Consider the following 26,903-nt stretch of genomic DNA (forward strand, 5'->3'; position numbering starts at 1 on the left):
CAACTACTGTGATTACTGCAGTAATGTGGATGGTCGACTGATCTACTGATCAATAAGCTTTTTAAACGTTCACTGGCCGGAATTAACCCATTGCCATTATACCACTTGCCCGATGGCAACTCCTTTGAGCCGAAGCCATCGGTAGAGGGTCTGCTTGGATTTAATGCCCAGCTGCTTCATGATGACGCCAGGGCCATTGCCGTCCAGGTACAGCGTCTTTGCGGCATTGGCCTTCATATCGGCCGTCGCTGATAAGCCCTTTGGTCGACCGCCGATTCGGCCACGAGCGCGCGCAGCAGCCAGGCCTGCGTTGGTTCGTCTGACCAGGCGATTACGCTCCTGCTCGGCCAATAGAGCAAAGAGCTTGAAGATAAACACGCCACTCTCAGTCGTCGTATCGATGAAGGATTGAGAAAGGGATTTGAAACCCACTTTCAGGGCAATGATCTTATCGATGGTCTGAATCATCTCGACCGTATCGCGTCCCATCCGGTCGATATCCCATACGATCAGCAGATCACCGCTTCGGAGCGATTTCAACAACTGATCGAATTCGGGTCGCTGTTTCTTAGCACCGGACACTTTTTCAGAATAGAGCTGATCGTAACCGTGCTGCTTCAGGTCATCCAGCTGCAGATCGGCATTCTGTTCATCTTTGGAAACGCGGGCATAGGCAATGATGGCCATCTAGTTTGATTTTGGAGCTTTCCAACGAGTTTATCAAACTTAGATTATTCGTACCAGATTATCAAACCAATTCTACGCCAAAAGGAGCGGATTCGTAAGCATCTTCAGCAGAGTGATAAACCGACCGTTTTATCATACCGGAAGGATTGGCGCTGTAGTAGTAACATGACAAAGCGGAACGCAGCAGCTCACCGAATCGAGTCAGTCGCAGCCAAGCCAATGCGCGGGCGAACCGAATCGAGTTTACCCGCTAGCAATCTGCCCAAATGGTATTTAGTCTGCTGATAGTGATGGGTGCAGGGCTAGTATTCTAGGTGCAGTCACATCAACAGGAAATGCCGGCTATGCGCGAGCTGGACACGGCCAGCAAAGCGTTGATGAGCTGGATAAAAATACGCCCAAGCCTGGAAAGCGAATTTGAAAAGGTAGCTCCAAAATAGCGTCCTATACTGTTTTTTCTAGTTAAGCGTTTTCTACAAAAATCAGCGTTATGATTCGGCTTCTGGTCGTTAGTTGGCTTGCTCTAAGCTTACCCTTAGCCAGTTACGGCCAGGGGGTAGACTGCCAAACGATTGGCTTTGAAGCAGGAAGTTTTGAGGGCTGGCAGCGTTGGACCGGTGAAGTATCGCCCTATATTTTCCCCCTCACCTACAAAATGGCACTAGGGAGCCTGCACCCAGAGAACGGCAAATACGGCCATACCATCACCAGTACTGGCGATGGGTTTGATCCCAATGTTCGAGAACGGATACCGGTGGTGGCACCCGGCAGTCAGCACTCAGTTCGCATTGGCGATCTGGAAGCGGGGGGCTATGTCGATCAGCTACGAACCAGCTTCGTGGTGCCCGCCGACAAGCCTTTACTACGCTACCAACTGGCCGTTGTGCTCCAGAACCCCAATCACCGGCCCGAGCAGCAACCCGGCTTTAGTCTACTGGTGCGCAGCCCGTCCGGAGACACCCTTCCTTGCGGCTACTATGAGGCCGTGGCCACCAATCAAACCGCTGGCTTTGTTTATCAACCGTCGGATGAGCCCTCCGAGCGGCTTATGTATCGCAACTGGACAAGCCATGTACTGGATTTACGGGCTTATGTCGGGCAGACGCTCCAATTGGAGGTGACCGCTCATGACTGTACCGAGGGTGGACATTTCGGCTATGCTTACTTTGATGCCCAGTGTTTATCAACCACCCTTTCGGCTTCATCCATCTGTGGTCCGCAGGGTAGTCAGATTCGCTTGGCCGCTCCGGCCGGTTTTGATCAGTATCGGTGGAGTACAGGGGATACCACCGAGACCATCTTGGTAAGCCCCAAACTGGGTACGCCATACTGGGTTGATGTGACATCCCGATCGGCGCTCAATCCCACTTGTCAAACGAACGTACGATTAGATTACCAAGTCGAGCAAGTTCAGATTCCTACCATTCAGCAGGTACGTCTCTGCGCTGGTGAGTCGTATCGGATCGGAGACTCACTCTACACCCAGCCGGGTACTTATCGTCAGGTGTTTCATCGGCCTTGGGGTTGTGATAGCCTGCTGATTACCGAACTAAGCGTCCTGCCGACGCCCAGTTCCACTCAACAAGTCACGCTTTGTGCTGGTAGTCAGCTGGTAGTTGGGGATCGTGTGTATACACAATCCGGCACCTATCTCACCCGGCTTGTCCGGCCAGCCCCGCTGTGTGATAGTTTGGTTACAACTCATCTGGAAATCAGACAAATCGATCTCATCCCGCCCCATGATACGGTGATGCGGCAAGGCGATAGCCTTCTACTAGGGGTGAACCCACCCATCGGTACCCAGTACAGCTATCACTGGTTACCCGAAACGGGATTATCCTGTCCAACCTGCCCGCTTACCTGGGCCAGTCCCATTGGCCCGACACTCTATCAACTATCGGTGCGCATTCTTAACACGGATTGTCAGATGATCTATCCCTTACACGTGGATGTATTGGCGTGCTCACTCGATGTCCCCACGAGCTTTACGCCAAATGGCGATGGCCTCAATGATTCGTTCCAGGTCATCGTGGACCCCTGTCTAGGCCGAGTTCGTCAAGTAAGTATTTACAACCGATGGGGTCAACTCCTTTTTCATCAGGAACTCAAATCGCCTTTAGAGAAGCTGATGAATTGGGACGGCCGCTATAAGGGCGAGTTGGTACAAACGGGCGTGTATGCCTATCAACTGATGCTGGAGTCGGCTAGTGGCCAGGTAAGTCAGCACAGCGGTAGTTTAACGGTCATTCATTAAGGGAAATAAACCGATGAAGGCGCTCAACTAGCCGCTACAGGCTAAAAAGATGGAATTGATCCCCAACGGGAAGTTGGCATTCAACACGGGCAGAGCCGCAAGCGTGGTTTAGGAATAGGTCTGTAAAATAAATTGATTATCAATCGACTACTGACCATTAAACCATTTGCAGTGATTTGAATCTCACCCATACAGGGCACAACTCATTGGCCTGGCATAGTTTACGTTGACCAACTCATCACCCCCAGACACCTCCAACAAAGGCTTAATTCCAGCCTATCGGCACATTCAAGATCTGTTCGATCTAATCTACCTGGAGGGCCGTGGTAATTACACACTCATCTATTTACAGGATAGCTTGAATCCGCTCTTAGTGAGCAAAACCTTAAAATACTTTGAGCAGCAACTGCCCCACTTTGTGCGTGTTAGTAAAGCGGTCCTGATCAATCCTCGCTTCATTAGCCGGGTCCATAAAAAGGGAGCTAAATCGCTATCGATTGAGTTAGGTCCTGATGTAGTATTCTCGGTGGCTCGCCGTCGAATCGAGTCGGTGCTTCAACGATTAGCGGAAACGAATTAGCCGTTTACCTTACTCTAACGTGTATTTTTGTCTTTTTCAACGATAAATGACGCTTCCGTTTCCGCTTCTACTGGTCGATGATGACCCGGTTATATCCGATATCTTTCGTCGGGCGATCAGCCTAGGCTTTCCAGAGGCCGAACTAGCCGTGGTGAATAGCTTCACTGAAGCGGCTGCTTACCTAGAAGGCTTGTTTGGCCGGGGTCCCCGCTTGGTGCTACTGGATATCGATCTACGAAGTGAGCTGAGTGGGCTTGATTTTCTGAGCTTGCTGCGGGGGCATCCGCAGGGGCGTTTACTGCCTGTTGTGATTCTGTCCGCTGGCCAAGACCAGACGGTTAAAGCAGAAGCGTATGGGCGAGGAGCCAGTGCCTTCACCCTGAAGCCGTTTAGTTACTCAGACTGGAAGGCCTATGCCGAGCAACTTCGCGCCTACTGGTATGAGACGGCCACCACCCCCAAACTATGGTTTGACGGGGAAGAAAATAAGTAGATAATAAATTGTACTTTTCTAGTCAAGTTGTATAAGAGTTTTTATGTTAAGAAACTTTTCCAAGAAAATACTCTTTAGTCGCTTCGAGAAAAAAGCGCCTTTACCCCTCACTTTTGTTTCCACAAACCAAGCTTAGAACTCCGGCTTAGTAAGGTTGAGAGCAAGGTGTAAGTACCCAATAACAAACTTAGATTCTGCACACTTCGATGGGGTGAGGTAGCCAGAACTAACAACGTAATACCGCCAAGTACAGCTAATCGCCCTACAATGCTGTGCTGTACTAGCCAATTCACTCTGGCTGGTCCAGTCCAGCAAAGTAGGCCTTGAAGCAACAGCCCACTCAGAATTACCCCGGCTTCTAGCCAACCCACAAAGTGATTACTTATAGCCGCCAGGGCAACGGCCAGCGTCAGAGCATTCAAGCTGATAGTAGCGAAGAAAGCAACCGAGTGTTTCATCAGTGAACAGATCTAAGTCTATAAGCCTTAGCAGCAGTTATGTTACTTACTCATAGTGTTGGCAACAACTTGAAAAGTAAGTATTTAGCTATATTCGCTTAACATATAGGAGATTATACAACAGTTTAAACCCTAAATAAGATGAAGATCGCTATCGTTTTGCTATTGACATGGTTCACCACAAATCTAAATAACCTCGATGAACCACTTGTTAAAGTCACAAGAACATCATCTGATCGTCAGATCAAGAAGACTGAGCGCCAAGCCCTCCAGCAATATGGAGTAAAAGCCGAGGTAAAAGTCGTTAGTCGAAATAATAAAGGGGAAATTACCAATTTAGAGTGTATACGCTATGATAAATCAGGCAACCAAGCGAGCTCTTGTGGATCAGATAATTTTGGGTTATTAATCATTACCCGAACGGGTTGTAAAGTTGCCGATTTAGGTCACGAGAAAGATATATAAGTATGTTGATTAACATAACGGCACTTATACAACAAATTAGAATGGCCATAACAAGCAATGAAAAAAATGCTAAATGGATGGACTTGGCCTAACCTATTGGCATTGGCTTTTGTCATTGGAATGATATTGTATATTACTATTAGGGATTTATATAACCGTCATGTCATTTCAAAATGCTATAAGGTAGCAGTAGCTAGGCTAATCGATACACAGTATAAGAAAACTGGAAAATTTGGAACGATTCAATTCCATTATAAGAATAGAGTTATAACTAGTTTTTACCAACCCATTTACGACCCAAGTGGGTATCATATAGGTAAGAAATATTTCGTTAATGTAAGCTGTCAGAGCGACTCAATTTTTAAAGTCGATTGGAAAACTCCAGTCGCTGATAGTCTAGCAATGAATCCGCCTGAAGGTTGGCCATCAGAATTGATTTATTCTCAGTAACAGAGAGTATTTTCAAACAGGGAATTCTTGCCTGATTTACATAACATAAAATGAGTTATACAACGACTCTTGAAATAGATCAACTTTCATGGATGACGTGGAATTCCCTATAATTATGTTTTCCGAAGGTAAGAGTATGCTGTATTACTTCGATTCTAAGAAGGAAATACATTACACTTCCGGAGAACTGCTAAAAAAAAGAGTCTTTAAAAAAACTCAGCTGATAGACTCCCTTGGCAAAGGGTATAAAATTCAAGACGTGGAGAAAACAGGATACAGAGGACTGTGGGGGTTTCATCCTTTCTTTAAGGGCACATCTATCAAAATAAAATACACTCTTGAGGAGACTCAACGATATGATTTTGAAGATATTAAGCAATTTATACTAGATAAGCTAAACTCGCCTGGCGCAACTCGGCTTTTTTGGGGTAGAACAAAACAAGTATTACTTGACAGATTAAATGCTGCTACCTCTATAAAGGAGTTATTAGTATCAGTTAAATAAATTAGCCAAATACAAAAATGCCAGTGGTGACATAGTATGTCACCACTGGCATTTTTTCAAGAGTCGTTGTATAACTCCGATTATGTTATTCGATTTTATATAGAAATATTGAATTAACGTTCCATACGAGTTATCTATCTTTTTTATATTTTTCTACTTTATATAAACGCTCGCTTCCTTCTATCACTAATAATTCATTTTTCTTGATCAATAGCCGTTTAGTAAAAGAGAGATACTGACCACGCATTAATGATTGTTCTACAATCCTTGGTGGCTCACCCGATCTTAACAGCAGCGTATCTTCATTGACAGTCCATTTGCCACGTGAATACTCTATGCACCCATCATAGTTTTTACAATAGAAGAAACTATAGTCTGCTTCTAATTCAATTCGGTAAGTTAAGTCAGCCTCCTTTCTATAATACTTACCTGAAATATTGACAGTTGAGATACTATAAATTCTAAATAGGAAGCTCCATAAGACTAGACAAGAGTATATCATACTTCATTTAAATTTTTCCAACACATTCTTGTTGTATAAGTGGCAATATGTTAACTGCTTACTACTTTGTACAGAATAAAAGCCAACTCTAAAACGATATTGAGCACAAGCGATAGTAGCGCGTATCTGTAATTGAATAACCCTTTCCAGAAAGGACTTTTTTGTTTTCTATCGCTTAGCTGACGGAGCAGCGTCTTTTGGCCAAAAACCAGCCAGAGTATAATACCATAAAACAGGGAAAATGCTGAAAAGCTCATAGTTTTAGGCGGCTTTCTTTTGTTGTATAATCTGGGTGGCTGTTGCAAAAGTCGAGACAAACGCGAACTTGCTTTATAAACAGCTAATTTTTAGCTAGCGAATGACCCTGAACAAACCCGTAAATCAGGTTCATTTGACTTCATTCGGACTTTTGCAACAGCCACTGATTTTATGTTATTCTATTTTTCTTCGACAGACGAATTCCAATAAAAACTATTGATCGTATTTTAATACAATTGTACTTGCTCCGCTTTTCCAATCGAAAAGGGCTTCTGCTGATCCCCAATTGAAGTTCTTTTTTTGTACCTTTCCAACCACTTCCGGAGATTGGATAACCGTTCATCCGCACTTACTTCTGACTACGTGTCCCAACCAGCGGTTAGATCATATTGGCGCTACTTTTTAAAAAGTGTTCCATAAAAACATTACAAGCTCTTGATTTCCTTTACATAGCCATAGATAGAAAGCCTGTAGGGAATTTCTGATAGTCCCCCTAGTCCTGTAGTTGTAGTGACTAATACATAGTAACGACCTTTTCCTAAGCTAGCTATGATTGATGCTTTGGAAGCAGCTTGATCATCACTTAAATATTTTCTGTTTTGATCGACTAAAAATAGGTTAGTAGAAACGTCTTGACCAGATGTTAAGACTATATCAAGTATGGTTGAATCAGCTTCAAGATCGACTTGATAGAGATGGGATTTGCCCGTTGACTTTGTTTGGAAATAGTCAAATGATCCATCTTGTGTCCACCTATCATTGAACGAAGACAGGGGTGTCGCTTTTCTGTTCAAATTGCTTGTGTGCCCGCTTAATCGAAGTGTAAATGTGCCTAAATTACTTTTGTAGTAACTTCCAACAAGTAAAGTGTAAGTCCCGGCTCTCAAATGATGTATACTATGTACAGCTGGCACTGCATGGCGTTCTCCATAAGTATAAAGCTGTTTGCCCTGCTGGTCATATAAAGCTCCGTTGACATCCCCTTTTTCTCCTATCAGCTCTATATCTACCCAAGAATCTGTTTGATTAACTGTAAATATATATCGTGGATTTAGCTCCGACAGGAATTCAACAGATTTGTAGTTTCCCATGGCCGATCCTCCGCTACCCTCATCAGACCATATCTGATGTGAACTCTCTAAAAATTCAAAAGAAATCTTCGAAGGCCTTATATTAATACCATCAATAGTCAGAGAGTAATCCCCTAAATCACCTATTTGGGATGTTCCTACAACTAGAAAATAGTTGCCTACAGGTTGGTTCTTTAAGACTATCTGTTGCTGCTTTTGTCCGTCAATAGTATAATTAATATCAGGAAGAGCATTTTCGGAATGATATTGAGCTTCCGAGTATATAAAATAAGTTAAGTCTAATGTAGACGAAGCCAACTGGATCACAACTTCGTTGTTTGATCCATCAATAGTCAGCTTATAGTGGTGATTTCGAGTGGAAGTGTAATAAGGTCCTCCACTGCCCCAACCGTTAAAGGAAACGTTTTCATTGAACGTCACCTGAGCAGGCGTTGCCTCTGGCTTTCCACATCTATACAATAATAAGCTCATGAGTATACAAAAGCTTATACGACATACTTTATTTCTACAATCGGTCCCAGTGATGAGATATAATCTTGGGACTATAAATTTTCCATTTATAAGCATACAGAGGCATATATTACCAATCAGATCTAAAGTATAATCTACATGGCTATTGTAAAAGTCTTTAGTATACTCGATTTCCCGCAACAACCATCCGGTTTCAAGTCAAAAATTAATCATAAAAGGCTCATTTGATGACTAGAGGCCGTAGATTTTGGACTTTTTCAACCGCAACCGCGGACGGTCGTAACGGCGGACCCTAATCGCAGCACTTATACAACAAAAATACATAACTCTTTAAGAACCAGTGTGAGTAAGAGAGCTATTAATCGAGCTATATTGCTAAATCTTTAATGAATAGCCATGAAACCACTGCTATGTATCCTTTGCTATTGGCTTATTACCTGTTGTTCAGCCCAACCGACACCTGACTTCACAATCAAACCCCGTAGCAAAGCGGTCTTAAAGATCAGTTACCATACGAACCACAAAGTAAGATCGCTAGTAACATATTCAGACAATGTTCTCCCATATATGGGCGAATTTAGCCTTGACGATTCTTTACTGACTGGAACCCATGAGAAATGCATCAGCTATGAAATTGCTTCGCCCCAAAAAGGGTACTTCGCGATCGATAACTTTGGCGCTACCATCTATCTAGTCCCTGATGATACCTTATTTCTTTCACTGGATCTAAGCCACCCTAACCCTTGGCAAGCGTATCAGTTCAAGGGACGCTACGCGTCAATCAATCAGTACTACTTTGATCAGGCACGAGAGTTGAAAGTAGTACTGCCCTCTAGTCGAGCGCGTCTAGCCAACGAAACGCCTACCTTGGCTGTATACCAGCAAAAGATGGATTCTCTTTTGCAAGTAGAGCGGGCCTATCTGAATAACTATCTCAAACGGCATTCGCTACCTAGCTGGTTTGTCCAGAAAGAAAGGCAACAGATCCTCTACAGTGATGCAGCCTATCGAACCAATGCCGTCACCTACCGACGATTTATTAAGGTAGATAGTGCCAATGCAGCACCGAAGAATTTCTATCAGTTTATTACACCCAGTCTGCTCAACGATCCTTCAGCAGCGCATTTGGTCGACTACCAGCACTTTCTCACGGATTACTTTTTTTATCTGTACTTTCAACAGAAACGGGTCAAGCAAGCCGCTAACTACCTCCCAAATCTAGCGTCCACTTATCTGTCAGGATTATCTTGGGACATCTTTATGGCTCGGCTGCTGAGTGAATATCTAGCAGGACTTCCGACCAGGGGCGAACAGTTGGTAGCCAAGTACTATCCTAAGTTCACCAACAAACGATGGATTGACCAGGTTAAAAGCTTTTATCGGGAGGCTTACACACTTAAACCCAATCAGCTAGCGCCTAATTTTGCCCTGGATAATCCAGCCGATTCCTTGACTTACCTAAAAGACTTCCGAGGTCAAGTAATCTACTTAAGTTTTTGGTTTACAGGATGTGCTCCCTGTCGTCAAGAAATGCCCCTAGAAAACGAGCTCGTTAAGTACTTTACGGGTAAGCCGGTTAAAATAGTCAATATCTGTGTCAAGAGCTCACGCCCCGACTGGATCAAGGTAAGTCAGTTGTACCACTTACAAACGGTGAACTTGTATGCCAACAAGTCCTGGGAAAATACGCTCCTGACTACGTATAATGTGAAGTCGTATCCCCATTACGTACTTATCAATCAAGAAGGTAAGATCGTCAAGAACAATTGCCGTCGTCCCAGTGGCGGTGCCAAAGAAGAGATTGAGGCTTTACTAACTCAATAGCTCCTTGTATTAATTCGGTATACAGCGAAGCCCTTAGTTTTCGAGATTCTAACTTTATTCTCTTTATGTATAGTTATAGATTAGGGGTTGAAAAAGTACAATTTAATTAGTAGAAAAATTTGTACTTTTCACCTTTACGAGCTTGAGAAAGTAAGCTGATCATTCAGTAGATAAAAAGAACACCTTCCGAGATATTCATTGCTTTCCTGTCGGTTTTCCGTTTGACATCACCCTGCCAACCACAGGGAATATGACCAGCAGTATAAATGGGTAACATATTCAAAAATAGAATAGGAATTTTCGGATCTAGCTTTCGATAATGATTCTCCATACACATATTAAGAACTATCCAATTAATGTCATGGAGCATAATTTTATTAAGTCCAGACGCTTCAAGGTATCCCTTTGTAAAATTTTCTAAATCAGATAGTTGTTCTTTGTAATGATCAACTATCTGATTCCAGCGTAAGGCTTCCTTTTCCTGTTCTTTGTTACGAAAAAAATTCTGCAGATAGTAGTTCAGGACATTTTTACCTTCGAGCATAAAGTTCTCCCAATTACTAGAAATTAAATTTTTATTGACAGTCTCTACATCAGTTATTTGCTCAAAGTTAAAAGGTGGTGTTTCGCCTTTAAACGGTTTGCCGCATTCAGTAAAAAGTGATATTGCTTTAAACTGATTTAAAATGAAAGGGTCAATGCTAGGAGACATTTTAATCGTTCTGTTTTAGAAAAAAGACGCAACTTGCCGATCACTATATTATTTGTATTATTTCAAGTTTTGTTCTATAGCTAGGGTGGCGGTTGCAAAAACCCCAATCAATCCTTCCCATCAAGAAAAGCTAACAAGTGGCTTATATCTTCCAGATCCGAATAATCGATAGAATGTGCTTTGAGGTAAGCACGTACTGTTGACCATTGCCGCTGATAAAGGCGGTGGAGGCTTTTTTGACTTGCCGGGTAAGACCGCCCATTGGCATCAATCAAATAATAAACCGTCTTTCGATGCCAGTCTAGTGGTAGAGTTGTGTTTTGCCATTGAAACTCGCCGGGTTGACTGCTGACCAAAAGCGAACTGGGCGTTGAGGAGGAACTGGCTTTAAATTGTTGATTCGAGGACGACGATGAACTACCGCCTGCCACAAGCTTGGTGAGTTTCGCGAGACTGGCAGCCGAGTACAGATTTACAAGTTCAAGATCATGATCCTGGTCGGTAACTCCTACTACGAACACCTGATGATCAATTACGACTTTATCAATCAAGTATTTATTTGTGAACAGGAGCGTATCGCCATTGTCATGGATGAACTGCAACTGACCCTGCATGAGGTTGTAATTCAGCAGTACCTGGCGGCTGGTTCGATTCCTAAACATAACCGTCCCTTTCTTGAACTGATCGAATTGAAAGATCGAATGGCCTTGGCTGTGAGTTGACGGTGAGTAAACGGACCAGTATTGTTTGCCGGGCAGGGCGCCATTGAGTAGTGTAGCGATCAAGAAGCGATAGAATCCAGTCATCATGGCATTTTTGTAGATCAATGGGTAAAGAAGCTGAGAAGCAATAGAAAGATGATCGTCAGCTGTCAAAATACTCACTTGACTGTCAACAAATTATACGCCATCAAAATGAAGGTTATCGTACGACTAGTTATAGGGCTGAGTTAGCCACCTGACGTGTAAAACACAATTTTTCTTTTGTGATAGCCACGGTACTTATTTAACAACTCATACTTCCCTCATTTGCGTGTGCTAATCTACTGGCGAATTCATATATAGTAAACTCGTTTTCAAACGTTTAGCACTAAACAAGCCACTTATTGATACGGCTATTTTACGTCTAACCCCTTTACTTAATATGCAACGCTTCTTACTAATTGGTTTTCTAGCCTGTAGTTTAACCAGCTTCGCTCAAAATTCTGACGATGAGGAAGCAATCAAAAGGTCAATCGTTCGATTCAATTTTGCAGCTAAAAATCCCAATCACAACTGGCTGACTTCGTTTGTTGCTCCTCTACCTTATACGCGGATACTATTTTTCCGAGCAACAAAGGATGGTATGCAAGCCACAGCTTATGAGGGTCTTACTAAAGTAGAAGAGTTTATCCAAACCAGTCCTGATTCAACCTTAAAACGAGCGGATCGAGTCGAGTATGGGGATTGGCAATTTACACCGATGTCCAGTGACTACTATACCGTTACTTGCTCAGTGAAGTACAGCGCTAGGATGAATCCTTGGTTTCAGAAAACTCGGCAAACCTTGCTGATGCAGCGAATAGGGTACTCTTGGAAACTCGTTTCCTTAACAAGTGTACCGCTGCCGAGCCAAGGGTAGCAAAAACCGTTTGTATACGACGGATTTTGCGTAAAACGGCTTATCAACATGAAGTGAGATTTGCTCACTTCGCTAATAATTAGCTATAAATGAAGAGTTGAGGATAGTCAATCGTTCTGGCCAACTCGATCCAGCTTTTAGCTGATCATCTACCTGCCAAAATGGTAATTGTGGTTATCAGCTAGTTACCCGACGGTAAGTATTTCAATGAACCGTGCACTTTCTCCACAGTTGAGCCGATCGGGCCGATGAAATCCGAAAGTGGGCTGGTCGGTAACACACATATGTACCACATCCGTGATGACGACTCTTAGGGAACCGGAAGAAGAATCTGTACAGTCGTTCCCTTGCCTGGCGCCGATTGAAACGAACACGAACCCCCAATGAGCTTGGCCCGACGTTCGATGTTACGAAGGCCAGCCCCGGATTGGCTCAGGTTGCCGTTTATTTTGGCTTCATAATTAAAGCCAACCCCATCGTCCTGAAAGCGGAGGGAGACTAAGGTGGGTTGATAGTCGAGATCAACCTGAATATGTTTAGCGCGGGAATGCTTAAGGGCATTGGAGAGCATTTCCTGGATGATTCGATAGATCACAATTTCACGACGGGTTCCCAGGGAAACGATTGCCCCATTCGTACTTAACTCAATTGAGACCCGGCCAGCTTTTTGAATCCGATCAATATCGACAGCGAGGGTATCGACCAAGCCAAATTCCTGAAGGAAGTTACTATCCAGACTCTTTGTCAATGCCCGTACATCCTGGATGATCCGGTCAACGACTCCAGTGGTATTTTGGGCAAGTTCGAACGCTTCACCCTGCTGAGTCAAATCTTCCAACGATACGAGATATAACTTGGTGACGGCTAACAGCTGGCCAATGTTGTCATGAAGCTCTTCCCCCAGGTGCTTCATGGTCTGGTCCTGTACTTCCAGTTGGGCTTTTAGCAACTCCTCTTCGTAGGCTGCTTTTAACTCGAGCTTTTCCCGAAGATTTTGTTGCTGTCGTCGTTGAAACAAAAGGGAAAAGCTGACAACGAAGAAAGCCAGTAGTAAAAAAACAACGGTGCTGATGACGGCCAGAAGTAGGAAACTATCGTTCATCGCGTTGGACTTCGGTGGAGGCAGCTACGTAGAAGGCTATGCTGTACAAAATATAGCGAATGATATTAAGTAGGTAGTTTAGGTAGTAGAGATTTCTAGCCAGTGTTTTCGAATGCACCAAAAGCCGGTGATAAAAGCCGGTGGCGATCAGATTTCCGGTATAGAAAAACAAAATACCTGTAGCAATCCAGAAAAGCGGCTCTTGGTTTAACTGGACGATTTGGCCGCTTCGTATAATCCTCTGAAAATATAAAAGAGCTAGTAGCAGGCTGGCGATGCTAGTTACCCAAAAAATATCTTGGGCAGCGGTACGCTCGCCAATCCTAGTCAGTACAATAAGTGTTGCGTAGAAGAGAATGCCAGCTATAGAGGTGATTAATAGTAGACTTAGTCTAGAAGAGTCGTTGTAGACGGGATAAAAAATGTTGACGTATAAAGCATATTCCAAAGGAAACATGATGCAGTAAAAGATACGCATATATAGTCCCTCAGGATCAGTAGCAATTAGATAATAAAGATCAGGAAGAAGGGCAACACCTGAGTAAATAATTAACCAGCGTATAGCTGGATTGACTATACGCTGGTAGAAAAAGAGGCCAATTAAAAAGCAAAGGGCGAGCCCAACCGTGGTTAGATCAGAAAACGAAAAGGCGATAAGTGACATAAATGATTAAAAGCTAAGCAGGGCCTGGTCTCCTGGTGGGCAATCGGGTTCACACGTGTGATGCGCAGACTTTATCTCCACGGTAGTAGGGTGTAGTTTCTTGCCAATGGTGGTTGACCACAGCTTACACCAATCAAAATCGACAGGTATTGAGATTAGATAGAAATTGTCTTTTTTATCCCGATGCCTGGTTGAATCGCCATCGATTAGGGTTGTATAGCATAGTAGGTATCGATAGGTTTTAGGTGTGCCAGGAACATTCGTTAAATCTAGATAGGGATAGATCCGTATACCAGCATAGTTACTGTTTGGTTCAGGCAGTTGTGATTCGGCAATTTGGATATGTTCCTCAATGTGTCCCTTCGGTATACGAATATACTTCAATGGCCTTGTTTCCTTATTGCATTTATGTTGGGGTAAAACTCTGGCTTTTACTTTATCTGAGTATGACTTGTAATTAATCTTCGCTTCATCCAGTGTAAGGAGAACCGCTGGTATTTTAGCAGCGTTGGGCTCTGCTTCCAATTCAGACCCAGGGGATGTTTGGGGATTTTCCTTTTTAGAGCTTTCAGTCGATTGACCACAGGAGGCTAGTCCGATAAGTAGACCCAGTTGAAGAATGTTTATTTTGAACATATACATAATTATAAAGGTTAGATTGCCCAAAAATGACTGATTAACCAACTGTAAGCAACGGGAGAATCCCCGTATTCGGTCGGGCTTTTTTTCAAAGAGCCGGCTATTGTGACTACCCATTTCTATTCTTAGAAAAAGGCCCATTTCACAAGAAGGGGTAACCGCTTTAGTCGCGGTCGTACCTTTCTTCGTTTATTAATCTCAAATTGGCGTCTCTTGAATCAACATCTCATTTCCCGTCTTGAGGATGAGTTTATGATGCAATTTTACTTTTATGGCAAAGGCCAGACATTATATAGTTAACCGATTAAGTTAACATAATTGCAGTGGCTGTTGGAAAAGTCTGTGAGCTAGAAAATGGGAGTTGAGAGTTAGTAAACGTAATCCTCTCTTCAAACACTGCCAGATGAGGCAATGGGGTCTTTACTACTGCCTTTTATTAAACTTACCGTTCAATGTAGTACTATAAATACAAAAGCCTATGCATTTAAAAAAATGTCCGGTCAACATGACCGGACATTTTTTTGTCAGTTAAAATAGTAACTGAGACTACCCGTGATTAATTGATTGTAAAGGCGACTTTGCAAGACAGTCTGTCCCGTCAACGGATCGGGCCCACTTAAGCCTTTATTTAAATCATTGATACTGCGGTAGTATTTAGCTTCAATCTGAATATGGTCACCGACGGGATAGCTAATTGAAGCTAACCAACCCAAATCGAACTTCTTCAAAAATGGATCCGAATAGGGACCGCTGCCATTGACGGCAGGATAACCCGGTGGAACGTGAAACTCTCTGACATCATGGATAAGATAACCTATTTGTATTCCTGCGCCAATGCTAAACGGTAGCTGTTTAAGTTTGTACTTTATTTTGATCGGTAAAGACACATAATCATGTCGATAAATTATCTTATCAAAGATTGGGTACACAGTAGCTCCTTGAACGGGCGTTTGATTACCCTGTTTAGAGTATAATAAATCAATAGCTACCGACAACCGAAGGGGCTGAAAGACGCCTTTTTCGAGGGCTAAGCCAATGGTGTATCCGGGCAGAAAATGGTCCGGACTACCGGTTTGGGGTTCAATAAAGTTAGCCAGATTGTAGCCCGCTTTAAGGCCTACTTTAACGCCGACAGTAGGCTGTCCTAAGACGACCGTGCCTTTTAGGATCAGGAGAACAGCCATGCACCATATCGTTATCGTGTGACTAAATGAAGGATTTTTCATTGCAGTAAAACTCTAATTGATTCCGTTTTTTCCGAATTGTATATTCCTTGCAGATAATACGTGCCTCGTGATAGGTAATGCACGTCAAGATCAATCCGTAAACCATCCTTTACGGATTGGCTTGAATAGTGACCCCGAACTTTACCTTCTTTAACAGTACCCTTTTTTTTACTGGACAGCCGAAGCATATCGGGTAGTTGCTGGTCATTGTCAGCTGCGTCAAACAATGCCGAAACCTGATCGCTGGCTGGATTATTAACGACAGCAAAGTAGCCACCTCCGCAGTTGGTAATGAAAAAAGTGCCAGATGTGCCGCCTGTTGTACCACACGCAATATTGGAAACGCTCATTTGCAGAACGAAGCCACCCGATGAAGCACTCACGTTTGCATTTGGTCCATAGAATGACAAAGAAGCGCTGCCCGTCTAACCGGAATAATCGGCTAGCTTACGAGCCGTCTATTGATTTCCATCCTTCAGGGTATTAATGCGAATCATATACGCTTTGCATTCACTCACCAGGGTATTGATTTTGTCTGATTTGACCTCTTCTCCGGAGCCGGAGTCGTCCTCCTGATCCGAAACGATTGTCGTATCAAATTCGGCCAGCTTATCCAGTTCATGACAACGACTGATGAGCCCGCTAAGCGATGCCTGCAAATGCTCGATCCGTTCGGGCTCCAGATTGAGGGAGGTCGCCGAATGAATCTCGTCGTGAATCTGGGTCAGTTGCTTTTCGATGTCGAGCCGCTCTTCTTCGAACTTGTTATGAATATCGTTCATCGCTATTAGCGTTTTAAGGGTACGCTACATAAAACCTCGTTCGACGGCTCACCGTTTAAAGAATCTACTGCCACCACCGCAATTGGTGCGCTTTGGGTGTTGGCTTCATATCCATGACTATGGATTGCTGTCGCGGGTGAATTTGGCATGCATCGAGTCGATGGCGCGCTGGGCCTCTTCGCCCGTTTTGGCCGTGTGGATGATGTGCTGCAGATCGGCCGTGTTGTCCACGTCGAAAAGCTCGGGCTGAAACTCGGCATGCTTGTAGTACCAGGCTACCATGCACTCATTGGAATACTTCTGCTTTCTCTCCGCGCAGAAATCCTTGAGCTCCTGAAGGGTTCTGAAAGTATGCTTACTATGATCCAAATCGGCGAAATATACCGCCTGGCGGGCGTTCTTGCGCCGATCCTCGAGCGGGGGCAGCTTGCCCGTGTGGATAAACTCGTTGTAGTAACGCTTGAGATAATCCATCAGAAAGGCTGAATCCTTCACCCACTCGTAAGCCGCAAAATCATGGGGGTATAGATCGATCAGCACCGGGTGGTAGGCCTTGGGCAGGCCTTTGTCCTGCTCGCAGATAACGATCCTATCGCAGCGCGAGAGATAGGGCAGAATGGGGTTGATCAGCTTTTTGTAGAGCAGCTCGACTTTGTTGGTATTCTCAAAGCCCAGCCCCTTGGAATAGCCATCCATCAGGGCCACCCGGTTGCCGGGTTTGCCCGGGGTCAGGTATAGCTCCCAGCGGAAGGTGCTGTTGATGGGGTCAGCCTGGAATTTGACCTCGCTTAGGGGTCGGCGGGGGATGGTATTTGGCGGAATCGAAGACATAAAATTGGAGGTTTGAAACATGGAGGCCACTAGAAGCGCAGGGGTGGGCAGGGTAGGGCGCGGCTCGTCAAGGGCGGGGGGACTCGTTTTTTTCGCGAGCGCCCTAACTTGTTAACCTGTTAACCTGTTAACCAAGGTTGATCAACTTTAGAGACCGTGGATTAACCAGATTAACTTTTTTATATAGCTCTACCCTAACCGAATAACTGCAAAGTCGGGGCTAAAAAAAGGATATTCCGGAAAGGCTATAGTTCTCCCGGTCAACCGCCGAATCTGTTTTTTTCGGGGGCGTAGCGGGTACGGGATGCGCGTAGGCGATCGCCACTCGATTTGCAACTCGAATGGGCATCCAGGGCTATATGGTCATGCTCGACCTAGGGGGGGATGTTGTGAGTATTTCGATTCATGATAACGAGCGATTTGCGACTAAACTCGGTGCACTGTCGGCACCGTGGCTGCAGTATCCGGGCACGATCCGGGCGGGCTCTGGTGGGCCTTGCTGCAGGGTTAAGGCTGGACGTCGGCCGGGCGGTAACTTTCTATTTCATCGGGGGTAAGGGGTAGGTACATATGGTAGGTTATCTGGCTACGGCCATCCACCAGAATTTTAAGGTTAATACTGGTTAAGACCAGTCGAGTGTTTTTAAAGCTATACTCCGACCATACGCTGAAACGACCGTGCTGAATAGCGCTGGAGGTGATGAATCCGATGGTAATTAGCAGCCGCTGCCGCCGGTCGGCCACGTTGCCATTTTGTTTGTACACGTGGGAGTAAATCACCTGCTCACAGTAGGGCCAGTAGGCGCTCTGCTCGATACTTCCCAGATCCGGATGACTTACATAGTACGCCTTTTGGGCGATCCAGCCTTTAGCGATCCAGTGGGGCTCCTGCTGGTAATCATAAACGGGGAGCTCATCTAATTGACTCATACGTTAATGCGTGTTTGGGGAAGAAGGCCGGGAGCAGTGCCCCCGGCTTTACCCGGCTTATCCTCTTCAATTCAACCATTGGCAGCCCGTTGATTATCCGGTGGCTTGCCGGAGCCGGGCACCCTGCCCAGTTGTCATGGGAGATGGATTCGAACCACCCACTTCCGTCTAGTCCTGACTTACCGCTCCCGTAAGTCCGGCATCGGCCAGTGTTCTACCTCTGAACTACCCCATGGTAGGCTTGCGGACCGAATCCGGTCCGCAAGCTCCGCTTCTATCCACACCATTAGCTGGGCCAATGAGAACCAGTCCCAGCCAACCCGCTGCGAATGTTGGTAAGCAGCGGATATCGTTATGAGCTCAAGAGCCCTTCCTAATTTTTGTTGTATCTTGCAGCCACGTGACGCATAGTCACTATTGATATCGATTACCCACAGCCCGTTTCCACTGGAGATGGGCTGTTTTGTCCAAAGACATCCAACTGCTGCTGTTTATAATTCCGACCGTACAGGCGTTTTGCCTGGTTGTCGGCTCGGTCATAAGCGAAATGGCAACGAGCGCAAAGGGCCATCAGCTCCGACTCTTTGGTTCGCTCCGGCGTGCGGTTTAAATGCGCGCACTGGAGCTTGACTTTCTTTCCCGTCACGGGGTGCGGCTCGCCGTGCGTAGCCCCGCAGTTTTCGCAGCGACCACCCGCCCGCTCGAAGCGCACGTAGGTGCTGAGCTGCTTCCAGTAGGGCGGGTAGCGCCTGTGATCGATAGGCATGGCTTATCCGGAGTCGGCGATCGGATTGACCCGATTAAGTTGGCGGATAAGCGTATCGGCGTACGTCACAGCTAACGCCGTCACCCATACCGTGTTGCCTTGCAAGGCCCCGGACTGTGTTAACAGCCCTTGCAGCGCTTTGGCGGCAAAATATTCCCGCTTGGTTAGTCCAAATTGGGGCATGCCTTCGCCAATGTCCTGAGGAAACGCATTGGTGTCCTTCTCCCGCTCGATTTGCCGATCAAATTCGGCTTGACTCTCGATGGGCATCATACAGTTATGGGCGTTATGCCGTCCGATCCCCGGCGGCTGTTTAAGATAAGCTGCACCCGATCGGCGATGGCCACGTAGCGGGCGTGAGCGGATAGACCCACCGGTCCCCAGCCTGGTCCGGAGAAATCTCGGATCAGTATGCAAAGGGTGGCCTGGGCCGCTTCCAGCACCGGCGTTTCGGTCGACTCGTCGAGCTGGCCTGTGGCCAGAATGTGCTGCACTTGCTCGGTTTGGCTCATCGGTCTGGGACAGGTTGAGAGCAGTTTAGGATCCGGCCAGAGCTGATCGATGATCATCACCCCGGCGAAGCCCAGCAGGATCGCCACCAGGGCCGTGTAGCCGTAGGGCGCGTTGAGAGTCAGGAAATCGCTTATAGTTTGCATAGATCCGGCCAGGTTAGAAGGTTAGTCCGATTATCCAGCGCGGCGACCAGGCTCACAAAACTTCGCTGGATCCACTCGGTAGGGTAGCCGTAGTACAGCGGGCAAATGCGGTCCGCATCCAGCAGGTCACTCTCCAGTGGAATCGGCGTCGACATCTTGAGCAGGTGGTGACCCAGATAGCGCTGGAGCAGCATATACTGACGGTGATTCAAAACGATCTGCTCGCCGGTCATCTCGGCTTGAGGATCGCCCCCGGGCAACATCAGTTGCAGCACCATCAGCTCGTAGGGCGTAAAGGGGTAGCGGGCCGCGGCCTGGGGCTGAGCCGTCATACAGATCTCCTTTTTGAGCAGCCAGTGGATCTCCAAGAGCGGGCCGCGGTGATTCTCCAAGGTGATAACCACCTGGCGAAACAGGTTCTTAAGCCGCTGCGGGTTGGTAACCATAGCGGGCGGGGGCAACAGGCGGGTGAGCAGCGTGAGCATCGTCGGTCAGAGTTTAGCTGATGGCTGTTTTTACGCTGATGCTCGTGCGGCATACGCTCCCCGATCGTTTGGTCACCAAATCAATGACCTCGAGGTCTTTCTGGCCGAACAGACAGTTTAGTCGCTGAAACTTGCCGACCAGCTCGATCTGGTATTTACGCTGGGTACCGTGGGAGGTACCTTCGTCTGTGAGCTGGACTTCGCCCTGCTCCTGGAGCTGCTCGACTAGTTTGTCGATGGGCCGTTTGGTTGGTTGTGCGTTGTTCATAGAAACTATTGATACAGAAGTAAAAAAGAATGGCTAGTGAAGAGCTGCTGGCTGGCTCGTTTCGTCGGTAGCTACCCACCGCTGCATTTGGTGGATGCGGCCCGAGTAGTAGTCCTCGATGGCTTCCCGCAGGGCCGGATCATCGTCGATCAGTTGAATGAGCCGCCGGTCGTCGTCCAGATAACACAGGCCCAGCAGCTTGCTGACGCAGATCTGCTCGAGCTGGCGCTCCAGCGTATACAGAGTCTCGGAAAAATTGGGCCCATGAAACGGCACATCGACCGACTTGGATTCAGCTAAATCAGTAGGATAAGCCGCTTTTTCCATTTGACCCGAATCCTGACCGTTTGCTCGAAGTGGGGTGACCGCTGAATCTAAAAAAGGTCTAAGGGGCCGAAGCATAGCCGCTGGAAAGCCCGCTGTGTGCTCGAGTTGACCAACGAACCAGCTACAACACGTCCAGGGGACATCATCTCGGCTAAAGCAGGCCAGCACGGTCATTTGGGGGCCACCGGAGTTAAGCTGAACGATCGCGCCGGGCGAAAACGAATGGGCTGCCATAATGGGATGAGGATTAATCGACGTTGATCTTCTGACGGGATAGCAGTGACTTCCTGGCTTTGGGTGGCCGGAGCTGCTCCATCAGGAGGACCGCCTTACTGATCACCTCCGCCTTGGCCCGGCCAGCCTGAATTCGTTGTAGAAATAGAGTGCCAGCCGCCCGGGCGTATTCCGGATCGTGCTCACCAAGCGTATCGGCCAGTTCGGCTAAATCTTCCCATTCGGTGAAGGCTTGTTTGAACCGCCCGTGCCAGTAATCTTTCGAAAAAACCTGTAGTCCGATAGGGGGACCTATAGCCGGTGGGGGCGCTTGTTTTTGGGACTTGGTCGACATATTTTTACATACAATAAACTAACATGTCAAATCATTACATGACAAATGTAGTAATAATTTTACCATTGTCAAGCGTTTTTTGTAATAATAATTTTATGATTAGTAATCCGTTTGGACAAACGCTTAAAGAATTACGTAAAGCAAAGGGGCTAAGCCAGGAAGATCTGGCCGAAAAACTGGGCGTGAGAAGCGGGAAACAAACGATTTCGAACTGGGAGCTAGGTAAGAACGAGCCAACCCTAAGCGATATACGAAAAATCGCTGAAGTGCTTGGAACGACTGTTGGATATCTCGTTGACGGAGAAAATACTAAGCCTCCGGCAGTTGAAGAACCAAAGCCAGGATATATAACTGTCCCAATCGAAGAATACGTTGAAACGTTGCGCTTGGCCAATAAGCAACTGACGCAGGAGAGAAATAAAGAGGAATAGAATGTGAGCTCTTTCTCCGAAAGATTACAAGAACATAAAAAGAGTAAAGGTGTAAGCCAAAGTACATTAGCCGAAAATCTCGGAGTGAAGGGTGGCAAGCTGACGGGTTCAAACTGGGAACCAGGTAAGAATAAGTAACCCTGTCTATGTGTATAAGAAGTAAGAATAGTCTTTTTGTTAATCTACCCGGTATTAACCTATTGACTATCAGTATAACCCAAATGAGTGACAAAGAATAAGCCTAAAGAAGTGACAAAGTGACAAGTGCTTGTCACTCAAAAAAGGCCATTTAACGCCTTTGAACGCGGTTTTTCGGCCCCAGTGGTAGGCGGTTCAAATCCCTCCGTCTCCACAATCAAGTCTGTAAATCAAATGATTACGAGATTTGAACACATTTTTACACACAAAAGCGGGAAATGCTCATAGCGTTTCCCGCTTTTGTTGTTTGATCAATATACAAGCTGGGAAAATGTTATTTCAAATAGTAAAAGAGTGTTTACAGTACGTTCAAGGATTATATATTAAATAATTCACTGCTTAACTGTCCTTGCTTTATCATACAATGTATATTACTTTCAATATTAAAGAACACAAAGTTCAATACTATCAATTCTTGCCACAAGACTGGCTTAAGCACAGAATTTATGTTGGTGTTTCTATATGTAAGATAAAATTTAAATACGCCTTAGAACAAGGGTTAAAAGACTTTCAGCAAATAGAAAATATTGGTTATGCCATGTATGGCATCGGCGATATCAATATGACAATTATATACGGCTCGTTAGACTACCAATTTAAATCAAAATATGATCAAGGAATTACTCTTTCTGCTGATAGCTCATTGCAAGAAGCAAATATAAATCATCAATCAGAGGAGGGGTACTATCTTCTATTGATGCACAGGCTAGAGAAAGCTAATGAGCAGAATTGGGAAAAATTTGATGTAACGCCAATACCAGCAATATTCTTAGCTGAGCTAGGAATGTACTCGATTGAAAAAGTAGTGCTCTCTGAACCTCTTGAGCTAACTTATAAAGACCAATCCTATAGCCATACACTAGCATTTACTATAAGCGTTACCAATTTAATTCCTAAAATAGATTCAAAAACATTATGGTCTGTAGGTGAGACATATCATACTCTGAAAAAATTAGAAACAATAAACCTCAGCCTGTTTAATAGAATAGAACTTTCACTAACCTGGTTTCTCGGCTGCATCGAGGGATCGAATGTCAATAAATTAATAAGTTTGTGGATTGCTGTTGAAGCGCTTATTTTGGAAGGGCAAACAAGCCTCAAACCACTAAGAAATGCACTTGCACAAGCATATAATATACCCGTTGATAAAACAGAGTCTCAGTTCCATGTAGGTAAAATATTTAGGCTTCGTAGCAATGTTGTTCATAATGGATATAAGATTAGTATACCGTTTATTCTAATTGAGTATTTAACATGTCTCTATAAAGATCTGTTAAACTATTCACTCTCTTTACCTTGTGCATTCCTTTCAGAAACATATATTAAGGAAAACTCACCTTTCTTAGAATACATAAAAGCCTTGCCGTTATAGCGAAAATAATGGAGTTGCTTTAAGCAGTTTTATTTAATGTTTTTTGCCAAGAATCTTTGTGGCAAATAATATAAGAGTGTGTCGGGGAATTATCTTTGTTCAAGCAGTAAAAGGCCCTGTAGCATGATTTGAATGATGGCTAAATAGGGCCAACTCACCTCAGAAGATACCGTGTACTTATAATTCTTGACAATGCGTCGAAAGAAATTGCTATACGGATACTATGTTCAACAAACCACCGCTTGACTAATGGCCCAAAACCTCGGACCAATTCTAGATGTGAAGTTTGTCAAAATCGATGTCTCATCCAGTCAACGCTTGGTCTATATGAGGTAATCACGACCCTTACCCTTTCTCAATCCCAAACGCGCTCTTAAATTAGATACATCGATTGTATGTAATTACGTCTGTTAGTATAACAAATCATCCATTCCTAATCCTAAATATATTCGGTCGGAGATGGTTCTTTAGTTGCCTGACGCTATCCCCACAACGTATTCTAATAGACTATTACTATTTTGGACGATAGAGTAGAACCACAATGCCGTAAACGTTGAAAATCATCAGTGATAAGAGGGCGCTATCCGCAAAATTCACTTATTTTGTTAAATAAATTAGGTTATGGGTAACAAAATTGTGATTTGCTGTGGAAAAGTTGTTATTGGCGGTTTTTCTCTCCATAACTTTGTTCAGTTGCGGCAAAAGGCCCAGCCAGGGCAATGTCGACCCTAATCCGCCTACGTCGATCGGGGGTATTCAACTGGCTGACGACAACGTATCGCTTTGGGAGTCTTCCAGAACTTTTAACACCGGTACTTTCTACACGTCCTTAGATACTGGCTCAACCCTTACGGTGCTCGCCTGGCCCATTCATGCGCTGTACGATGAGGGGGACAGTGTACGGTTTACCTGGTCTACGCCCCATATCTCACCGGTGGTGAAAGTAGAAAAAGGGTGGTATGCCACTATGCAAAAGTGGCTGGGCACGAGTACGCTCTATTTCAACCCGTCGAAAGCGCCTACCCCCGTGACCCTGACGGCGTCCGTTACGTTTTTAAACAGCAAGAAATCGGTCACCCGGCAAACGGTATTGACCATAGCTCATACGAACTATACGTTCGATCTGTTTCGGGTAAATTTTGGAATGAGCCGGGAGGAAGTCAAAAAGAATGAAATGGGGCGGCTGGTAGCTACCAACATAAGTGGATGGACGGACTTTACGCCGACCCTGAGCGCTATAGCCACCAGTTCAAATCTGGACGGTACGTTCTACGAGTTCGATAAGCACGGCCTCAAGGCTATTTCTGAAATATCGTCGTCAGGCTACTACGATGATCGGTTCAAAAAAGTGGCTTTGAAGTATAAAATTCCGGAAACGATACAGACCCGGTACAACAATGCTATAAAAGGGGAGGAGCTGGCCAAAGAGTATACCTGGAAAAAAGGAAAAGTAAAACTCACGTTGCACAGTAAAGATTTTCAATTACCCACAGGTACTAAACGCCACGTTTGCATCACCTACGAAAAATTATAGCCGGTGCATTGAACTACCGCGTTTACGAGAACCAGGCAATTCGGTAGGCTGATCCGTTGGCTTTTACTGCTTTCGTATTGTCAAAATCCTAACCCGATCCACCGCGGGGGCACAGGTGTCAGGTGGGGCGGGTTCGTAGCGGACCCAGACCGATAGGGGGTAGGAGTGGGTGAAGGCGTCGGGTATGGGATGGCTGATCAGATACCCATGGTTGTCGATCGAAATCTGCTGCCCCCCGCTGCTACAGTACTTCGACCAGTTATCGATGATCACTTCGCCCGTTAGCGTGGCCGCTACTTCGCCCGCTTCGATACCCGGGCCGTTGCAGCCTAATAGCAGTAGTAACCAGCCCAATGTCAGTGCCTGTCTCATTCCGGAACGTTCGTTTCTGTCAGGACCGCAATTGGCTCCGATCGGTTGGAAGGCGTCCGCTTTTCGATCGCTAATTCGCTCGGAACATTGTCTTCGATGTCATGATATGCCTGTTGGCCGCTTTTCCTACTTCGGGGGTAGGGTGACTGTGCCGGACCAGTACAGATTGAAGACCAGGAAGCAGCGTTCCCAGGCGTCCAGACTCGTGGGTTTGCTCAGGTACGAACTGGCTCCCAGTTCATACGCCTGTCGGATCAGGTCTTCTTCCTGCGACCCGCTCAATACGATGATGGGCAGCCGGGGGTAGGTTTGCCGGATTTCCGCCAGTAGTTGAAAGCCTGTTTCCGGGGCCGGCATGAAAAGGTCCAGAAGTACGACACGCGGGAAATTGAGCCGGGTGATGCTGGCAATGCGCAGATAGCGCAGGGTTTCTTCGGCAGTCGAGGTATAAACCGCTTCGGCCTGGGGCATGCTGTGCAGTAAACTGTATTGGATAACTAGCTGATGATCTTCATTCGTTTCCACCACGAGTAGAGGAAAAGAGCGTTTCTGTCGGTTCCGCTTGTCATCATCCATGAGTAAATTGCCTAAATCCGCAGCGGGCATGACACCCGCCGGAGTATGTTAAGTTAAGTAAAGAAAAGGTACAAACCGTGTAGCCCCCGGCCGAATCTGCTGGGTTGAGGAGGAGAAAAATTAGTCGGTAATGAGCGAACCGTGGGCCACCAGCCGGATGGTTACGGCCGCAACACGACGACGGGATACGAGGATAATAACCCGATCGGATAGTTGAATGTACAGCGTTTTAGCGTTCAGCCGGGTTATCTGGGTTATTTTTTCCGGATTGATCAGAGTCGATTTACTGACGCGGATGAACGTCGGCAGACGCGACTCGAAATACTTCAGTGTCTGGCTGACCAGCACGGGTTTCTGGCTATCGCCAAAATGAACGACCGTATAATTGCCGTTGCCTTCCAGGCGAACGATCAACCGTTGCGGATGCGGCATCTGTCGATAGCCGGGTATGCGAAATTCGCTGTTTTCTTTTCGTTGAGTTATCATAGAGCACCCTGGTCTTCGACCTGGCATAAATAGCTAAGTGGTTGTTTAAAGCGAAAAAAAGCAACCTCTCACCTGGTACGGATAATGATACTCGACAACTTTGAGTCTTCTGATGTTAATTAATCAGGGGTAATATGAAACGAAGTGTACGAGTTTATACCCATGAATTTTCGGGCTTTAAATGTATTTCATAATTCTGAAGCAATTCTGAAGCGAGTTGACCGATCGTTCATGTAACTGATCTCGTCCGATTTTTCGGGGATGCCAAACGGAAGTAAAGAAAACCGGGCTGGTCAGTAAAATTGATCAACCGGTCCAAA

General features: G+C 45.6%; 32 protein-coding genes and 1 tRNA gene. 11 read left to right on the forward strand and 22 right to left on the reverse strand.

What is annotated here, in order from left to right:
- Positions 1–96: 96 nt before the first annotated feature.
- Positions 97–687 (reverse strand): recombinase family protein, encoded by a 591-nt coding sequence (locus tag ACYVC2_RS10005; protein ID WP_461102166.1) that lies wholly within the window; start codon positions 685–687, stop codon positions 97–99.
- A 490-nt stretch (positions 688–1,177) separates the two neighbouring features.
- On the opposite strand from ACYVC2_RS10005, the gene ACYVC2_RS10010 reads away from it, so the two are divergent.
- From ACYVC2_RS10010 to ACYVC2_RS10035, 6 genes are all read left to right on the forward strand, one after another.
- Complete coding sequence (locus ACYVC2_RS10010; RefSeq protein WP_461102167.1) at positions 1,178–2,941, forward strand: T9SS type B sorting domain-containing protein; 1,764 nt, start codon at positions 1,178–1,180, stop codon at positions 2,939–2,941.
- Positions 2,942–3,167: 226 nt separating this feature from the next.
- Positions 3,168–3,521 (forward strand): LytTR family transcriptional regulator DNA-binding domain-containing protein, encoded by a 354-nt coding sequence (locus tag ACYVC2_RS10015; protein WP_461102168.1) that lies wholly within the window; start codon positions 3,168–3,170, stop codon positions 3,519–3,521.
- 46 nt (positions 3,522–3,567) lie between these two features.
- The gene (locus ACYVC2_RS10020; protein WP_461102169.1) at positions 3,568–4,014 is read left to right on the forward strand and encodes a response regulator; all 447 of its coding nucleotides are present in this window, start codon (positions 3,568–3,570) and stop codon (positions 4,012–4,014) included.
- Positions 4,015–4,613: 599 nt separating this feature from the next.
- Positions 4,614–4,937, forward strand: a complete 324-nt coding sequence (locus ACYVC2_RS10025; RefSeq protein ID WP_461102170.1) for a hypothetical protein — start codon at positions 4,614–4,616, stop codon at positions 4,935–4,937.
- A 57-nt stretch (positions 4,938–4,994) separates the two neighbouring features.
- Positions 4,995–5,387, forward strand: coding sequence for a hypothetical protein (locus ACYVC2_RS10030; protein ID WP_461102171.1), 393 nt, complete (start codon positions 4,995–4,997; stop codon positions 5,385–5,387).
- A gap of 88 nt (positions 5,388–5,475) precedes the next feature.
- A complete protein-coding gene (locus ACYVC2_RS10035) occupies positions 5,476–5,892 on the forward strand; it encodes a hypothetical protein (protein WP_461102172.1) in 417 nt (138 codons plus the stop codon).
- A 1,185-nt stretch (positions 5,893–7,077) separates the two neighbouring features.
- On the opposite strand, the gene ACYVC2_RS10040 is transcribed toward ACYVC2_RS10035, so the two are convergent.
- Positions 7,078–8,214 (reverse strand): hypothetical protein, encoded by a 1,137-nt coding sequence (locus ACYVC2_RS10040; RefSeq protein WP_461102173.1) that lies wholly within the window; start codon positions 8,212–8,214, stop codon positions 7,078–7,080.
- 567 nt (positions 8,215–8,781) lie between these two features.
- Here ACYVC2_RS10040 and ACYVC2_RS10045 point away from each other — a divergent pair.
- A complete protein-coding gene (locus tag ACYVC2_RS10045; RefSeq protein ID WP_461102174.1) occupies positions 8,782–10,038 on the forward strand; it encodes a TlpA family protein disulfide reductase in 1,257 nt (418 codons plus the stop codon).
- Positions 10,039–10,201: 163 nt separating this feature from the next.
- Here the strand turns inward: ACYVC2_RS10045 and ACYVC2_RS10050 are convergent, their stop codons facing one another.
- Together ACYVC2_RS10050 and ACYVC2_RS10055 are read right to left on the reverse strand one after the other, a co-directional pair.
- Positions 10,202–10,750, reverse strand: a complete 549-nt coding sequence (locus tag ACYVC2_RS10050) for a hypothetical protein (protein ID WP_461102175.1) — start codon at positions 10,748–10,750, stop codon at positions 10,202–10,204.
- A gap of 107 nt (positions 10,751–10,857) precedes the next feature.
- Positions 10,858–11,634: a hypothetical protein gene (locus ACYVC2_RS10055; RefSeq protein ID WP_461102176.1), complete on the reverse strand. Its 777-nt coding sequence runs from the start codon at positions 11,632–11,634 to the stop codon at positions 10,858–10,860.
- A gap of 259 nt (positions 11,635–11,893) precedes the next feature.
- On the opposite strand from ACYVC2_RS10055, the gene ACYVC2_RS10060 reads away from it, so the two are divergent.
- Positions 11,894–12,370, forward strand: a complete 477-nt coding sequence (locus ACYVC2_RS10060) for a hypothetical protein (RefSeq protein WP_461102177.1) — start codon at positions 11,894–11,896, stop codon at positions 12,368–12,370.
- A gap of 310 nt (positions 12,371–12,680) precedes the next feature.
- Here ACYVC2_RS10060 and ACYVC2_RS10065 read toward each other — a convergent pair whose 3' ends face one another.
- The 15 genes from ACYVC2_RS10065 to ACYVC2_RS10135 all read right to left on the reverse strand — a co-directional run bounded on the left by ACYVC2_RS10065 (position 12,681) and on the right by ACYVC2_RS10135 (position 21,614).
- Entirely contained in the window at positions 12,681–13,472 is a 792-nt protein-coding gene (locus tag ACYVC2_RS10065; RefSeq protein WP_461102178.1) for a sensor histidine kinase, read from the reverse strand.
- Complete coding sequence (locus ACYVC2_RS10070; protein ID WP_461102179.1) at positions 13,462–14,136, reverse strand: hypothetical protein; 675 nt, start codon at positions 14,134–14,136, stop codon at positions 13,462–13,464. The genes ACYVC2_RS10065 and ACYVC2_RS10070 overlap by 11 nt, the downstream gene beginning before the upstream one ends.
- Positions 14,137–15,299: 1,163 nt before the next feature.
- Complete coding sequence (locus ACYVC2_RS10075; RefSeq protein WP_461102180.1) at positions 15,300–15,959, reverse strand: porin family protein; 660 nt, start codon at positions 15,957–15,959, stop codon at positions 15,300–15,302.
- Positions 15,960–15,997: 38 nt separating this feature from the next.
- Positions 15,998–16,384, reverse strand: coding sequence for a hypothetical protein (locus ACYVC2_RS10080; RefSeq protein WP_461102181.1), 387 nt, complete (start codon positions 16,382–16,384; stop codon positions 15,998–16,000).
- Between the two features lie 75 nt (positions 16,385–16,459).
- Entirely contained in the window at positions 16,460–16,783 is a 324-nt protein-coding gene (locus ACYVC2_RS10085; RefSeq protein WP_461102182.1) for a hypothetical protein, read from the reverse strand.
- Positions 16,784–16,900: 117 nt separating this feature from the next.
- A complete protein-coding gene (locus ACYVC2_RS10090) occupies positions 16,901–17,614 on the reverse strand; it encodes a hypothetical protein (protein WP_461102183.1) in 714 nt (237 codons plus the stop codon).
- Between the two features lie 507 nt (positions 17,615–18,121).
- The gene (locus tag ACYVC2_RS10095; RefSeq protein WP_461102184.1) at positions 18,122–18,544 is read right to left on the reverse strand and encodes a hypothetical protein; all 423 of its coding nucleotides are present in this window, start codon (positions 18,542–18,544) and stop codon (positions 18,122–18,124) included.
- A gap of 134 nt (positions 18,545–18,678) precedes the next feature.
- A tRNA-OTHER gene (locus tag ACYVC2_RS10100) sits at positions 18,679–18,779 on the reverse strand.
- Positions 18,780–18,971: 192 nt separating this feature from the next.
- Complete coding sequence (locus ACYVC2_RS10105) at positions 18,972–19,310, reverse strand: hypothetical protein (protein WP_461102185.1); 339 nt, start codon at positions 19,308–19,310, stop codon at positions 18,972–18,974.
- A gap of 3 nt (positions 19,311–19,313) precedes the next feature.
- The gene (locus tag ACYVC2_RS10110; protein ID WP_461102186.1) at positions 19,314–19,583 is read right to left on the reverse strand and encodes a hypothetical protein; all 270 of its coding nucleotides are present in this window, start codon (positions 19,581–19,583) and stop codon (positions 19,314–19,316) included.
- Positions 19,580–19,966 carry a hypothetical protein gene (locus ACYVC2_RS10115; RefSeq protein ID WP_461102187.1) on the reverse strand — a complete coding sequence of 129 codons (387 nt, stop codon included), beginning with the start codon at positions 19,964–19,966 and terminating at the stop codon, positions 19,580–19,582. Before ACYVC2_RS10115 ends, ACYVC2_RS10110 begins: the two co-directional genes overlap by 4 nt.
- Entirely contained in the window at positions 19,954–20,451 is a 498-nt protein-coding gene (locus ACYVC2_RS10120) for a hypothetical protein (RefSeq protein WP_461102188.1), read from the reverse strand. The genes ACYVC2_RS10115 and ACYVC2_RS10120 overlap by 13 nt, the downstream gene beginning before the upstream one ends.
- A 13-nt stretch (positions 20,452–20,464) precedes the next feature.
- Positions 20,465–20,719 carry a hypothetical protein gene (locus tag ACYVC2_RS10125; protein WP_461102189.1) on the reverse strand — a complete coding sequence of 85 codons (255 nt, stop codon included), beginning with the start codon at positions 20,717–20,719 and terminating at the stop codon, positions 20,465–20,467.
- A gap of 33 nt (positions 20,720–20,752) precedes the next feature.
- Positions 20,753–21,280, reverse strand: coding sequence for a DUF2158 domain-containing protein (locus tag ACYVC2_RS10130; RefSeq protein ID WP_461102190.1), 528 nt, complete (start codon positions 21,278–21,280; stop codon positions 20,753–20,755).
- Between the two features lie 13 nt (positions 21,281–21,293).
- Entirely contained in the window at positions 21,294–21,614 is a 321-nt protein-coding gene (locus tag ACYVC2_RS10135; RefSeq protein ID WP_461102191.1) for a hypothetical protein, read from the reverse strand.
- Positions 21,615–21,652: 38 nt separating this feature from the next.
- Between ACYVC2_RS10135 and ACYVC2_RS10140 the strand changes: the two genes are divergently transcribed.
- The 3 genes from ACYVC2_RS10140 to ACYVC2_RS10150 all read left to right on the forward strand — a co-directional run bounded on the left by ACYVC2_RS10140 (position 21,653) and on the right by ACYVC2_RS10150 (position 25,149).
- The gene (locus ACYVC2_RS10140; protein ID WP_461102192.1) at positions 21,653–22,045 is read left to right on the forward strand and encodes a helix-turn-helix domain-containing protein; all 393 of its coding nucleotides are present in this window, start codon (positions 21,653–21,655) and stop codon (positions 22,043–22,045) included.
- A 562-nt stretch (positions 22,046–22,607) separates the two neighbouring features.
- Positions 22,608–23,615: a hypothetical protein gene (locus ACYVC2_RS10145; RefSeq protein ID WP_461102193.1), complete on the forward strand. Its 1,008-nt coding sequence runs from the start codon at positions 22,608–22,610 to the stop codon at positions 23,613–23,615.
- Between the two features lie 646 nt (positions 23,616–24,261).
- Entirely contained in the window at positions 24,262–25,149 is an 888-nt protein-coding gene (locus tag ACYVC2_RS10150) for a hypothetical protein (RefSeq protein WP_461102194.1), read from the forward strand.
- A 63-nt stretch (positions 25,150–25,212) separates the two neighbouring features.
- Here ACYVC2_RS10150 and ACYVC2_RS10155 read toward each other — a convergent pair whose 3' ends face one another.
- From ACYVC2_RS10155 to ACYVC2_RS10165, 3 genes are all read right to left on the reverse strand, one after another.
- Positions 25,213–25,521 (reverse strand): hypothetical protein, encoded by a 309-nt coding sequence (locus ACYVC2_RS10155; RefSeq protein WP_461102195.1) that lies wholly within the window; start codon positions 25,519–25,521, stop codon positions 25,213–25,215.
- Between the two features lie 126 nt (positions 25,522–25,647).
- Entirely contained in the window at positions 25,648–26,097 is a 450-nt protein-coding gene (locus ACYVC2_RS10160) for a response regulator (RefSeq protein ID WP_461102196.1), read from the reverse strand.
- A gap of 120 nt (positions 26,098–26,217) precedes the next feature.
- Entirely contained in the window at positions 26,218–26,583 is a 366-nt protein-coding gene (locus ACYVC2_RS10165; protein WP_461102197.1) for a LytR/AlgR family response regulator transcription factor, read from the reverse strand.
- Positions 26,584–26,903: the final 320 nt, after the last annotated feature.

The organism is Spirosoma koreense (assembly GCF_054777875.1).